The sequence below is a fragment of the Pseudobutyrivibrio sp. genome (assembly GCF_015057185.1).
Lineage (GTDB): Bacteria > Bacillota > Clostridia > Lachnospirales > Lachnospiraceae > Pseudobutyrivibrio.
Genome location: NZ_SVEV01000028.1, coordinates 34079 through 47017, shown reverse-complemented (window position 1 = coordinate 47017; position 12939 = coordinate 34079). Strand labels below are relative to the sequence as shown.

The following is a 12939-nucleotide window of genomic DNA, read 5'->3' as shown; positions in this document are numbered from 1 at the left end:
CTGCTTCAAGGAACAGGATGGAGATTTTTATGATGTTGAGATAACAGATTATCATTAGGATTTTCTGTTGCTAGGAGGAAAAGAAAATGGCAGTAATTATTCAGACCCCAACAATGGGTGAGATTCTAAAAGAAGAATTCATGGACCCATTAGGTATTTCTGCATACAGATTGGCACGCGAAATATTTGTGCCTGTTTCAAGAATACAGGATATAATTCATGACCGTAGACAGATAACAGTTGATACCTCACTGAGACTAGGAAAGTTCTTTGGAGTAAGTGACGATTATTTTTTGAAAATGCAAAATGATATAAACCTTAGAAACGCGAGAATAGAGTTGGAAGAGGAATTATCTAAGATTAGATTGTATAAATAAAGAAGAAATGAGTAGCCTTTTAGATCCTATCGCATCCCATAATTATCTCACAGAAAGTTCACACAAATATACCTATTACACAACAATATAATGGTAAATTATTATTAGATATGTGTGCGAATGATTTTGTGGGTTAAACTATAATGGATGAGAAAGCATTAAATAGTCTGAAACGGACGAGAAAATCCAAAGAGCAAATACATGAGTATTTTGAATCATGTAGAGAGAGCATTGATGAGAGCAATCTCTTTATGCTTAGAAAAGCATGCAAAAATATATCTATTTTGTATCTTATAATGATTGGTATTGCCCTTGCTTTTGTTCCAGGCTTTAGGATTACGCTTCCTCATCTTATAATGCTTCCTTTGATGGTAATGTATTATTTGATTAACCTTAATATCTTAAGAGAAGGGGGCACTCTTGGTACTACAGCTGCTTATCTTACATGCTATGGCTTTTACTTAGGATTGGCATTGGTATTTATTACAATAGACACAATAACTTATCCTAATATACAGGCCTTCTTTCTGCCAATGCTCATGCTTGTGTATCCGGCTTTGTTTATCGACAGGATGTGGAAGTATGGTGTAGAGGAATTGATAATATTAGCCATCTTCTTTGCTTTCTCATATGCTAATAAGGAATGGGCAATTGCCAGGAGAGATGTATATATGGGGCTTGGGGCCTTTTGTGTGTCTATGTTATTGGCACAAATTATTTTGGATGTTCGAAGCAGCCAAGGACTAATCATGAAAGAACTTAGGGGAATTAGCTCACTAGACAAGCTTACCCATGTTCTTAATAAAGGGGCACTTCTTTCAAAAATCGATAACTATTTCTTACAGAAACCAGAAGAAGATTCATGCGCCATGTGCATTATCGACATGGATGATTTTAAGCAGGTTAATGATAATTTAGGCCATGATACTGGTGATAAGCTATTAGAAAAAATAGGCACCTTATTGATTGATAGCTTTAGAGCCTATGATATTGTAGGTAGGTATGGTGGTGACGAATTTGTGGTGCTGATGCCTAAAATGAGTTCTCTGGAAATTCTTCAGAGACGTTGCCAAACGGTTCAAGAAGAAATAAGAAAAATAGATTTAGGAAATAGCAAGCCATTTTCTGCCAGCATTGGAGCTGTAATATGTTCAGATTTCAGAAGTGGAAAGAGTATTTTTTCAATGGCAGACGACGCCCTTTATAAATCAAAAATAGAGGGGAAAGGAAGCTGCACTATCTGGGTTTATGAACAGTTTGAGCATGATAGACCGCTGTTTATTGCAGTGGGAAGTGATGATTGTCAGCTGACTCAGCATATGAGTAATGACTTTGGAAATAGCTATAAAATAGTTCAAGTGAATAATGATAATGATGCTATACATCAGATAAGCCAGTATAAGAAGCTGATAAAGGGCGTTGCTATAGAGGTGGATAGTGCTAGCGGAATTGGCTTAACAGCCCTCAAATATATTAAATCTAGAGAATGCTTTGCAACTATTCCTACTATTGCAATAGTTTCAAATGAGCAGGATAGCCTTATATGCAGAAAGTATAAAACAGACGTTGTATTAACATCAGACACTCCGTATATAGAATACAGAGATAGAATCAATAAATTAATAGGTATTTAAAAAGTAACCCTCGGCGGCCAGTATAACTGTGTCGCCTTTTTTTATGCGAAAATCTGAAGTAGGTATAAGTGATTCTCCGTCTCGCATAATAATGGCAGGGCAAAAATGGTCAGGAGTGCAAATTTCAGAAACATTTAAATTTTCCCAACAGTGTCCCTCTGTCACGTGAATAGTCAATAAATCCACGTGCTCATCTCTAGCAAAACGTTCCATTAATTTTACACGAGAATAATGCTCGACGAATCCAGCACTGATGATACCAGTAGGGATAGCAACAACTCCAACTCCAAGAAAGGCAGTGATTATAGCCATTATTCTTCCTGTCGTAGTAATGGGATATATATCACCATATCCAACAGTTAAAAGAGTAGACATTGACCACCAAACACCTGAAAATGCATTTTCAAAGGCATGAGGCTGTACGTCATGCTCTGCATAATAGATTCCTATAGAGCTTGCAAGCATAAGAATTCCAATGATGATAAGTGAAGAAAGAATCTGATTCTTTTTCTCTTTTAATACTGTAAAAATAATAGCAAAGGAATCATATTGGCTGTTTATTCTGAATAAGTGGAATATACGGATGATTCGCAAAATTCTAAAGGCAACAAATCCAGATAAAAAGAAAAATGGCAATATAGTAAATAAATCTACAATACCATCAAAAGAAAATAGAAATTTAATAATAGCCTTTCGGCGTGGAAGGTCAGGATATAAAAGATCTGCAGTCCAAATTCTAAGACCATATTCTATACAGAAAATGATGATAGTAATTAAAACTATAGTATCTAAAACAGGGAAAAATGGTGATAGGTTGGAGTAGGTCTCCAACACCATCACGATAATATTTATGATGATAACAGCAGCAATAAAGATATCAAAGAAGCGGCTTACAACATCGTCTTTGTTTCCGATTTGAATAATATTAAAAACCTTCTGCTTTTTCACAATAAATATTCCCCCAAAGAAACTTTATTATTTAAGAGTTAATCCGTAATAGTTGGCAATGCCAGTAGCATCAGCTACACCAAGCTCCTGATATTGTTCTGGTGTGCTAAGATGGTTTACTCTGTCAGAGTAGTTAGTGCAAAAAGCATGCTCCACGATAATGCAAGGGAACCCGCTTGTTTTGGCCTTGTTAATCAAAGCATAGTAATCACGTGCTGTGCCATCAGGATAAGTGCTTGACTCAGAGTCTCTAGTAACAAGTCCTGTTCCATTAGGACAAAGCTTCCAGTTATTGATGTTTAGACCAGTAGCAACAAGCTCAGTGAGAATTGACTGTCCTAAATCGTGGCCAGTTACATAACATTCTGGTTTGTAGTTTGGATTTGGAATAATGACCTTTGAACCATTCTGAGAGTAATCAACATCTGGATCGTAATCATTGTGAAGACTAATTAAAACATCAGCATTAACTGATTTTGCATAATTAACTCTAGCTGATAAACAGTCGGCCTTGCTGTCGGCATCTAATCCATATGGGCAAGTAAAGCCGGTGCGTGTCATGTAGACAGTAACACCATAATATTTTTCTAACTCCTGCTTGCAGTAGTAAGCAATGTAAAGATTGGCAATGCCTTCTTCAAAGTTCTCATAGTGGCAACCAAAATGAGTTGTATCGTGGCCTGCATCTAAAACAACTATTAGATTATCTTTTTTGGCCTCAGAAACAACACTTGTATTAACAAAAAGGGAAATAGCAAAAACTAAACATAGAATAACGCTTAAGCATTTTTTAAGATTTGATTTCATGTCATATACTCCTATATATATTTCCTATTAATTTTAACATCATAAAAGATTATTAGCAATTTGTAGTTGACATAGGAAAAATGTAGATGTAGTATAAGTGCAACTTAATAAGAGATAGAGGTTGCGAGAAACATTAGTAATCTCATAGATGGGACAGGCCCATATGATATGAGATAAAAGGGAATTTCGCCGAAAGAGGGCATCGCCTGTAGGTGTCTGTCTTGGGCATACGATTAATAGTCGTATGACTGTCATCCGAAGTTATTTCAGATGGGGAGCTATCATACGTAATGCATATTGCAAAGCTGCTCATCAAATTTGGGTAGCTTTTTTTTATTATGTGAGTCTGTAGCTATCAAGCTCTTGGTGTTGGTGGAGGAGACGTGTTAGTCGACGGAACCAATACTAAGGCTTGAGAGCGTAACAGACTAGGATTAGGAGGAAAAGATGAGTATTTTTACTGGTGCAGCTGTTGCAATTGTAACTCCATTTGCTGGAGATGGTTCTGTGAATTATGAGAAATTAGACAACTTGATTGAGTTTCAAATTAAGAACAATACAGACGCTATTGTTATCTGCGGAACAACAGGCGAAGCTTCAACTCTTTCACATGAGGAGCACATCGATGTTATCAAACACTGTGTTGAGACTGTAAATCACAGAGTCCCTGTTATAGCAGGTACTGGCTCAAATAGTACAGAGACAGCAATTTATTTATCCAAGGAAGCTGAAAAGGCTGGGGCAGATGCAGTTTTACTTGTTACACCTTATTACAATAAGGCTACACAAAATGGACTCTATGTACATTTCAAGGACACAGCAGATGCTATTAATTTACCATGTATTCTTTACAATGTACCATCTAGAACAGGCTGCAATATAATGCCTGAGACAGCTGTTAGACTTGCAAAGGACGTTAAAAATATTGTTGCTATAAAAGAAGCATCAGGAAATATTAGCCAAATTGCCAAGCTGGCACATTTAGGTGAGGGAATCATTGATATTTATTCTGGAAATGATGATCAGATTGTACCAATAATGTCTCTTGGAGGACTTGGAGTAATATCAGTTCTTTCTAATGTAGCACCTAAGCAGACACATGACTTATGTCAGGCGTGCTTGGATGGGGATTTTAAGAAGGCAACAAAAATGCAGTTAGATGCATTGCCACTTATTGATTCACTGTTTTCAGAGGTCAATCCAATCCCAGTTAAAAAGGCTCTCAACATTATGGGCTTTGAGGCTGGCCCACTTAGAAAGCCACTTACAGAAATGGAAGAGGCACATGCAAAAATTTTAGAGGAGAACATGAAATCTTATGGAATTTACTAATACTATTTGGTCATTGCTACCACCATTAATCGCAATTATTCTTGCACTTATTACAAAAGAAGTTTACTCTTCCTTATTTATTGGAATATTCGCAGGCGGACTACTTTACGCCGGCTTTAATCTTACAGCTGCTATGGAGCACATCTTTGTTAATGGAATGATTGGACAGCTCTCTGACAGTTGGAACGTGGGTATCCTTATTTTCCTTGTAATCCTTGGAAGTATGGTAATGCTTATGAACCGTGCTGGTGGTTCAGCAGCATTTGGAAAATGGGCAGTTACACATGTTAAGACAAAGGCAGGTGCTCAGGTTGCCACTATCGTTCTTGGAATGCTTATTTTCATCGATGATTATTTCAACTGCCTTACAGTAGGCTCGGTTATGAGACCTGTTACTGACAAGCATGGTATATCTAGGGAAAAGCTGGCATACCTTATCGATGCCACTGCCGCTCCAGTTTGTATCATTGCACCTATTTCATCATGGGCAGCAGCAGTCACAGGATTTGTTGATGGCGCTAATGGTCTTTCTCTTTTTATTAGAGCGATACCTTACAACTTCTATGCATTACTTACTCTTGTAATGATGTTTTCTATTACATATATGAAGTTTGATTACGGTTCAATGAATCTTGCAGAGCTCAATCATAGAGCAGAATTAAAGGAGCGTAAAAAGAAGGATGCTGCCAGCCTTACAGGTGCAGAGGATCAGCCACACCCACCAATTTCAGAGCGTGGAAAGGTTATCCACCTTGTGCTTCCAATTGCAGCTCTTATCATTTGTAATGTAATCGGAATGATTTATACTGGTGGTTTCTTCCAAGGAGAGAGCTTTGTTGATGCATTCTCAAATTCAGATGCATCTGTTGGTCTTGTTTATGGTTCAGTAGTTGCCCTTGTAATTACTATTGTATTTTTCCTTGCTACTAGAGTACTTAGCTTCAGTGAGTGTATGAATGCTATACCAGAAGGCTTCAAGAGTATGGTGCCTGCAATTATAGTTCTTACTTTTGCATGGACACTTAAGGCTATGACAGATTCTCTTGGAGCAAAGGAATATGTTGCTGGTCTTGTATCAAATATTGCGGATAACCACGCGCTTATGAGCTTACTTCCAGCTATTGTATTTTTAGTTGGTATTTTCCTTGCATTTGCCACTGGTACATCATGGGGAACATTTGGTATTCTCATTCCTATCGTTGTAAATGTATTTGGCGGTGATATTAATAACGAGCTTATGATTATTTCTATTTCTGCTTGTATGGCAGGTGCTGTATGTGGTGACCACTGCTCACCAATTTCTGATACAACTATCATGGCTTCAGCTGGAGCTGACTGTGATCATATCAGCCATGTTACCACACAGCTTCCATACGCATTTACGGTAGCAGGTGTTTCACTTGTTTCTTATATTATTTCTGGTTTTGTAAGAAACTGGGCAGTGTGCTTGCTTATTGGTATTGTTCTTATGGTAGGCTCTTTAGCATGCATCAAAAAGTTACATCGTGAACCACAGTAATTTTCAATTATACTGACAATGTGGTACAATCTCCTTGGATTTTTCTAAGGAGATTTTTTATGCAAGATATTAAATATTTAGTTTTAGATGTAGATGGAACATTAACAGATGGCTGTGTTTACATGAGCGACAATGGTGAGCTTTGCAAGGCCTTTAATATTAAGGATGGCTATGCCATGGCTCATATGATTCCTGCCGCTGGGATGGAAATATTAATTATCACAGGACGTACTAGCAAAATTGTTGAGAATCGTTGCAAGGAGCTTGGTATTACTGAGGTACATCAGGGAGTTGCAGATAAATTAACAACACTTGAGGCTATTCTTGAAAAGAATGGTTCATCACTTAAGGAATGTGCATACATGGGTGATGATTTAAATGATTTAGGTGTAATGAATGCAATTCAAGCAGCTGGCGGATTTGTTGGATGTCCAGCTGATGCAGTGGACGAAGTAATCAAGCAGGCTGATTTTGTTTCAAAGAAAGACGGAGGAAGGGGCTGCGTTAGGGAATTTATTGAGTGGCTTATTAAATAGTAGTGAATAAGAATGATTCGAAAATTCGGATTACTGGTAACGGGTTAAAGCTAATAGCCATTGTCACTATGCTTGTGGATCATTTTGCCTATGGGATTTATTACAACATGGCTGTTCAAAATGGTTGGTATATCACTATTTTTGGCATAGAGCTTTATCGATTTATGCGATTGGTAGGACGTATAGCTTTTCCAATATATTGTTTCCTTTTGGTAGAGGGCTATTTCAAAACCAGGGACAAAAGGAAGTATGCCTTTAGGCTATTGGCGCTAGCTATTATTTCTGAATATCCATTTGACAAGGCACTTAACTATCACTCATCTTTTTGGGATTACAATAATGTTATTTTTACGTTGTTCGTTGGTTTGCTTGTTATTTGGGCAATTGATGAAATTAGATGGGGGAGAGTGTCCTTTATCAGTGATTACAGACTAAGAAATATTGCTCCAGTCATCCCATTTGCCCTGGGCTGTGGCTTGACTTGGCTTACCCATACAGATTACAAAGCAGTAGGAATTGCAACTATTGTTGTTATGTACTATTTGCATGGCGAAGAAAAAATATACAGACTTGTGGCTTTTGCAGCAGGAGTTGTGATTTTAATCCTAGGATGTTCTACTAGGGAAGCAACTGCTTTTGTAGCACTGATACCAATATATTTTTATAATGGTAAACGTGGCAGTGATTCTCTTTTACTACGCCATTTTTTCAATTCATTTTATCCGGTTCATTTAGCTGTTATAGCTATTGCAAAATATTTATTATTTTAGAAACAAGTATTTATATCACAATTTTTATAGAGAGCAATTTTTAACTTGCCGACCTATAGGGATTGTGATAGAATATTGAAAGTTTAAATATCTTTTAATAAAGGGAGGAAATAATGAATAATCACGAACCGATTAAAGACGTGTCCAAGCTAGGCACAACAAAAACGTTGATACTTGGTCTCCAACATTTATTTGCAATGTTTGGGGCGACTATTTTAGTTCCAATTCTAGTTAACAATTATTTCGACGGTCAAGGTCTTTCAATTCAGGTAACACTATTTTTCGCTGGTCTCGGCACCCTATTCTTTCATTTATGTTCAAAATTTAAAGTTCCAGCTTTTCTTGGTTCCTCATTTGCATTTCTTGGAGGATTTCACACAGTAGCTAATTTAAATACAGGCATGTTCAAGAACATGACAATGGGCGAGAAGCTTCCATACGCATGTGGAGGTATCGTTGTTGCAGGTTCTTTATATTTGATTCTTGCAATTATTATCAAAATTGTTGGTATTAACAAAGTTATGAAGTTCTTACCACCAGTTGTTACAGGACCAATCATCATTTGTATTGGACTTTCACTTGCACCTTCAGCTATTACAAATGCTTCTTCAAACTGGTTATTAGCATTTATAGCTCTTGCAGTAGTAATTTTCTTCAACATCTGGGGAAGGGGAATGTTTAAAATCCTTCCAATTCTTATGGGTGTTTTAATTTCTTATGGCTGCGCACTCATTTTCAATGCAATGGGTATGACAAACGCAGACGGCTCAGCAATCCTTGATTTTGCTTCTGTTAAGCAGGCTGCATGGGTTGGATTACCAGATTTCTTTATTTGCAAATTTAACATTCAGGCAATTTTAGTAATGGCACCAATCGCAATTGCCACAATGATGGAGCACATTGGTGACATGTCAGCTATTTCAGCTACAGTAGGAGAGGATTTGGTTTCAGATCCAGGTCTTCACCGCACACTTATCGGAGATGGATTTGCTACAGCACTTTCAGCTATGTTTGGTGGCCCTGCAAATACAACTTACGGTGAGAACACAGGAGTACTTGAGCTTTCAAAGGTTCATGATCCAAAGGTAATTAGAATTGCAGCTTATTATGCAATTGTACTTTCATTCATTCCTAAAATGGCAGATATTATTGGTACAATGCCTAGTGCAATCGTAGGTGGTATAAGCTTTATGCTTTATGGTATGATTAGTGCAATAGGAATTAGAAATGTAGTAGAAAACCATGTGGATTTCACACATTCTAGAAATCTTATTATTGCAGCAGTTATTCTTGTTTGCGGACTTGGCTTCACAGATGGACTTACTTTCACAGTAGGTCAGACAGACATTACACTTACTAGCCTTGCAATTGCTGCAATCGCTGGTGTCGCTCTCAATGCGATTATCCCTGGACGCGATTATAACTATGGTGAGCCAGAGAGATATCGTTTTGATAAAGAAGGTTTCTATGGCAATGTCAATGAAGAGATTGTTGTAGAAAACGATTCAGAGCTTCAGGAAGAAGCAGAATAATCTACTGACAAATTGATTGGTAGTATTTAGGAGGAAATTAAATGGAAAAACTTGATAATGTAGTAGAACTTACACATCCACTACTTCAGCACAAAATTACAATGCTTAGAGATAAGAACACAGGAACAGCAGAGTTTAGAGCTCTTGTAGAAGAGATTGCTATGCTTGAGGCTTTCGAGGCACTTAACGATTTACAGACAGTAGATATCGAGTGCGAGACTCCAATTGAGACATGCATGGCTCCAGTTATTGCTGGTCGTAAGATGGCTATTGTACCAATTCTTCGTGCAGGCCTTGGAATGGTTAACGGTATTCAGAGACTTGTTCCTACAGCAAAAATTGGTCATATTGGTATGTACCGTGATGAGGAAACACATATTCCACATGAGTATTACTGCAAACTCCCTAGCCCAATCGAGGAGAGGCTTATTGTTGTAACAGATCCAATGCTTGCAACAGGCGGTTCTGCAATTGATGCTATCGACCTTATCAAGCAGCACGGTGGAAAGAGAATCAAATTCATGGCTATTATCGCAGCTCCAGAAGGTGTTCGTGCCCTTCATGAGGCTCATCCTGATGTTCAGATTTATGTTGGACACATTGATCGTGAGCTTAATGCAGATGCATATATATGCCCGGGTCTTGGTGATGCAGGCGATAGAATATTTGGCACAAAATAAATTTTTTTCAGAAAAATGCATACAATATTATAAAAATATAGTATAATGCCATTCGTAAGACTTTTTTCACCAAAAAAGAATGATTGATGAAATATAGGAGGATGGCAATGAAGAAGTTTTTATGTACAATGTTAGCATCTGTTATGATGGCAGCTATGCTTTTCACAGGCTGTGGAAAGAGCTCTATGGCAGGTGTGTACAAAGTAACATCTATGACAGAGGATGGAGAGGATTACACAGAGTTATTAAATGCTATGGGTATGACTATCTATCTTGAATTAGAAGAAGATGGTACTGGTTCTATCAACATGTATGGTGAGACAATGGACGTTGAGTGGGATGATGATGAGATCACAATCGACGGAGAGTCTCAGGAGTATGATTACTCAAAAGGAACTATTACCATGGAAGAAGATGGTACATCACTTGTATTTGAGAAGCTTACAAAAGACGAGCTTGAAGAATACGAATCAGACAACTAATATGTAAAAAACTTAATGGCTTCCCAAAATGGGAAGCCATTTTTTTATGGTAATATTAATTTAAAATCTATTATTTAACATCATAATAAATTCTTGATTCTGGTGGAACTGATTCTGTGATAAATGTTGAGCCGCCTATAATTGAATCATGTCCTATTACAGTTTCCCCACCAAGAACAGAAGCGTTAGAGTAGATGGTAACGTTATCTTCAATAGTAGGGTGACGACGCACACCTCTAAGGCTCTGTCCACCTCTAGTAGAAAGGGCTCCTAATGTAACGCCCTGATAAATCTTAACATTGTTTCCAATTACAGTTGTTTCACCAACTACGATACCAGTGCCGTGGTCAATAAAGAAATATTCGCCAATTGTAGCACCTGGATGAATATCTATTCCAGTATTTGAATGAGCATACTCAGTCATGATACGAGGAATGATTGGAACTCCTAAGAGATAAAGCTCATGTGCTAAACGATAAATAGTTATAGCTAAAATTCCAGGATATGCAAATACGATTTCATCAATGCTAGTTGCAGCAGGGTCACCGTCAAATGCAGCAGCAAGATCAGTATCAAGTAGCGCACGTACCTTTGGTATTTTCTTTAAGAAGGCAAGTGAAAGCTCCTCGGCCTTTGTAGTGCATATTTCTTCGCAGCATCCATCAAAATCAGGACGATAGCACAAGATAAGTGAAATCTGCTTGTTAAGATTATAGACGACATCTTCCATTAGTGTATTAAGATTTGTCTCTACATTGTATACTTTGTAAACATGATCGCGATAATATCCAGGATATACAATTCTCAAAAGCTTCTTTGTGATATCAATAATGCTATCTTTGTTTGGCTGATGATAGGTATCCATCTTATCAATAGCTCTATCTGACTTATAATCCTTTATAAGTTCTTCAGTAATTTCCAGGATTTCCTGTTCAATTTTCTTACCGTCCATAGTTTCCCTCAATCCAATTTCTTTCAGTATTTTTGTATATTGTAGCACATTCGAAAGCATTATAAAAAATTTTTTGAAAAAAGTATTGACAATATTTTTGATAGTAGTATTATACTACTCAGAAAGAGGGGTGCAAATACTTAGGCAAATGCATTCCAGGATAAAATAATCAATCATATAAAAGGGAGAACAAATCATGAAAAGAAAAAGTTTCTTAGCTCTTGCTATGGTTATGGCTTTAGCCGGAGCTGCAAGCACAGCAACAACAATTACAGCACAGGCAGCTGGCCTTACACAGGCAGTAGCACCTTCACAGGTAACTTATGGTACTGTTACAGCTAGTCAAAAAGAAATGCTACATAAATTGTTTGATGCGCAGTTTTATGCAGAGAACAATCAGGATGTTGTGGACGTTCTTGGAGCAGATTCAGAGGTACTTTTTGAGCACTTCATCAAGTGTGGTATTTGGGAAGGAAGAAAAGGCTGGGCAGATTTTGATCCAGCAGCATACGCAAGCGCTTATCCAGATTTAAGAGCAGCTTTTGGTGATGACATCCTTTCTTACTATGTTCACTACATTAATCACGCTGCAGCAGATGGACGTACAATTACAACAGTTGAGGCTTGTATCGAAGCAGGTATTAGCGTAACACCATTCTTTGATGAAAGTGAGCTTTTAACAGCTCAGGTTTATTACGCAGCAAACCTTCTTGGAACTACAGATTATGCAAAGGTTCAGCAGGCAATCAGCACAGCTAGCTCATCAGGTGGATCAGTAGTTGTTAACAATTCATCATCTGGTGAGTCATATGTTATTGCTCCAAGCTATATTGATAATACAGCAGCTGGTTATGAGAAAATTGGTTCACTTGAGGTTGGAGAGTTAGGTCAGATTTCAATTTATAAAACTACATCTGGTTATGAGGTTGTTGGAAAGGATCAGGAGCCTACAGGAACTATTGTTAAGCCTGTTGGAGTGATTGCTGTTGGTGTAGAAAGCGTTGCTCAGGCTAATGAAGAGATGGCAGACGATGAAGACTTATCTATTGAAGGACTTCCTTCAGAAGGAAATTTTGTTATAACTGAAGGCTTTGATATTGACAACTCTTATTCAAATAGTGGAGTGATTAATGGCAGTGACCCTGCAGGTACAAATGAGAGCACAGTTACTGTAACAGATGGCGAAGTAACAGAGAACTTCAATCTTGGTTGCGATCCAACAGGTACAGCAGAATCTGAGTATGAGTATGGAACTGTTGTAAATGATAATGGCGATGGTTCCGTTTCAGTTACAGTTGTTGTAACAAATGATGAGACAGGATTTGTACACAACGAGACATATACATTCAGCGATACAGAAGAATAATTTA

13 protein-coding genes and 1 riboswitch are annotated in these 12939 nt (G+C 37.6%); of the genes, 10 read left to right on the top strand and 3 right to left on the bottom strand.

The window, feature by feature from the left end:
- The first annotated feature begins 86 nt into the window (after positions 1-86).
- Positions 87-377, top strand: coding sequence for a HigA family addiction module antitoxin (locus tag E7276_RS11690; protein WP_294217776.1), 291 nt, complete (start codon positions 87-89; stop codon positions 375-377).
- A 143-nt stretch (positions 378-520) separates the two neighbouring features.
- Positions 521-2011: a GGDEF domain-containing protein gene (locus E7276_RS11685; RefSeq protein WP_294217773.1), complete on the top strand. Its 1491-nt coding sequence runs from the start codon at positions 521-523 to the stop codon at positions 2009-2011.
- Here the strand turns inward: E7276_RS11685 and E7276_RS11680 are convergent.
- Positions 1997-2959, bottom strand: coding sequence for an ion transporter (locus tag E7276_RS11680; RefSeq protein ID WP_330598998.1), 963 nt, complete (start codon positions 2957-2959; stop codon positions 1997-1999). The genes E7276_RS11685 and E7276_RS11680 overlap by 15 nt on opposite strands.
- Before the next feature lie 27 nt (positions 2960-2986).
- Positions 2987-3766 carry an N-acetylmuramoyl-L-alanine amidase gene (locus E7276_RS11675; protein ID WP_294217770.1) on the bottom strand — a complete coding sequence of 260 codons (780 nt, stop codon included), beginning with the start codon at positions 3764-3766 and terminating at the stop codon, positions 2987-2989.
- A 107-nt stretch (positions 3767-3873) separates the two neighbouring features.
- A riboswitch (Lysine riboswitch) is annotated at positions 3874-4055 on the top strand.
- A 158-nt stretch (positions 4056-4213) separates the two neighbouring features.
- Between E7276_RS11675 and dapA the strand changes: the two genes are divergently transcribed.
- The 7 genes from dapA (at position 4214) to E7276_RS11640 (ending at position 10617) form a co-directional block, all read left to right on the top strand.
- A complete protein-coding gene (gene dapA, locus E7276_RS11670; protein ID WP_294217768.1) occupies positions 4214-5098 on the top strand; it encodes a 4-hydroxy-tetrahydrodipicolinate synthase in 885 nt (294 codons plus the stop codon).
- Positions 5085-6617, top strand: coding sequence for a Na+/H+ antiporter NhaC family protein (locus tag E7276_RS11665; RefSeq protein ID WP_294217766.1), 1533 nt, complete (start codon positions 5085-5087; stop codon positions 6615-6617). Before dapA ends, E7276_RS11665 begins: the two co-directional genes overlap by 14 nt.
- A 59-nt stretch (positions 6618-6676) precedes the next feature.
- Positions 6677-7153 carry a KdsC family phosphatase gene (locus E7276_RS11660; RefSeq protein WP_294217763.1) on the top strand — a complete coding sequence of 159 codons (477 nt, stop codon included), beginning with the start codon at positions 6677-6679 and terminating at the stop codon, positions 7151-7153.
- A 2-nt stretch (positions 7154-7155) separates the two neighbouring features.
- On the top strand, positions 7156-7923 hold the full coding sequence (locus E7276_RS11655; protein ID WP_294217758.1) for a TraX family protein: 768 nt from the start codon (positions 7156-7158) through the stop codon (positions 7921-7923).
- Positions 7924-8036: 113 nt separating this feature from the next.
- Positions 8037-9455 (top strand): uracil-xanthine permease family protein, encoded by a 1419-nt coding sequence (locus tag E7276_RS11650; protein ID WP_294217756.1) that lies wholly within the window; start codon positions 8037-8039, stop codon positions 9453-9455.
- A gap of 41 nt (positions 9456-9496) precedes the next feature.
- The gene (gene upp, locus E7276_RS11645; protein WP_294217754.1) at positions 9497-10135 is read left to right on the top strand and encodes a uracil phosphoribosyltransferase; all 639 of its coding nucleotides are present in this window, start codon (positions 9497-9499) and stop codon (positions 10133-10135) included.
- Between the two features lie 107 nt (positions 10136-10242).
- Positions 10243-10617, top strand: a complete 375-nt coding sequence (locus E7276_RS11640) for a hypothetical protein (protein WP_294217752.1) — start codon at positions 10243-10245, stop codon at positions 10615-10617.
- A gap of 70 nt (positions 10618-10687) precedes the next feature.
- Here E7276_RS11640 and E7276_RS11635 read toward each other — a convergent pair whose 3' ends face one another.
- Positions 10688-11569: a serine O-acetyltransferase gene (locus tag E7276_RS11635; protein WP_294217750.1), complete on the bottom strand. Its 882-nt coding sequence runs from the start codon at positions 11567-11569 to the stop codon at positions 10688-10690.
- 196 nt (positions 11570-11765) lie between these two features.
- Between E7276_RS11635 and E7276_RS11630 the strand changes: the two genes are divergently transcribed.
- On the top strand, positions 11766-12935 hold the full coding sequence (locus tag E7276_RS11630; protein WP_294217749.1) for a hypothetical protein: 1170 nt from the start codon (positions 11766-11768) through the stop codon (positions 12933-12935).
- Positions 12936-12939 lie beyond the last annotated feature (4 nt).

Coding starts and splice junctions, on each gene's coding strand:
- E7276_RS11640 (WP_294217752.1), top strand. CDS start 10,243: ATGAAGAAGTTTTTATGTACAATGTTAGCATCTGTTATGATGGCAGCT.
- E7276_RS11690 (WP_294217776.1), top strand. CDS start 87: ATGGCAGTAATTATTCAGACCCCAACAATGGGTGAGATTCTAAAAGAA.
- E7276_RS11685 (WP_294217773.1), top strand. CDS start 521: ATGGATGAGAAAGCATTAAATAGTCTGAAACGGACGAGAAAATCCAAA.
- dapA (WP_294217768.1), top strand. CDS start 4,214: ATGAGTATTTTTACTGGTGCAGCTGTTGCAATTGTAACTCCATTTGCT.
- E7276_RS11675 (WP_294217770.1), bottom strand. CDS start 3,766: ATGAAATCAAATCTTAAAAAATGCTTAAGCGTTATTCTATGTTTAGTT.
- E7276_RS11650 (WP_294217756.1), top strand. CDS start 8,037: ATGAATAATCACGAACCGATTAAAGACGTGTCCAAGCTAGGCACAACA.
- upp (WP_294217754.1), top strand. CDS start 9,497: ATGGAAAAACTTGATAATGTAGTAGAACTTACACATCCACTACTTCAG.
- E7276_RS11635 (WP_294217750.1), bottom strand. CDS start 11,569: ATGGACGGTAAGAAAATTGAACAGGAAATCCTGGAAATTACTGAAGAA.
- E7276_RS11630 (WP_294217749.1), top strand. CDS start 11,766: ATGAAAAGAAAAAGTTTCTTAGCTCTTGCTATGGTTATGGCTTTAGCC.
- E7276_RS11660 (WP_294217763.1), top strand. CDS start 6,677: ATGCAAGATATTAAATATTTAGTTTTAGATGTAGATGGAACATTAACA.
- E7276_RS11665 (WP_294217766.1), top strand. CDS start 5,085: ATGGAATTTACTAATACTATTTGGTCATTGCTACCACCATTAATCGCA.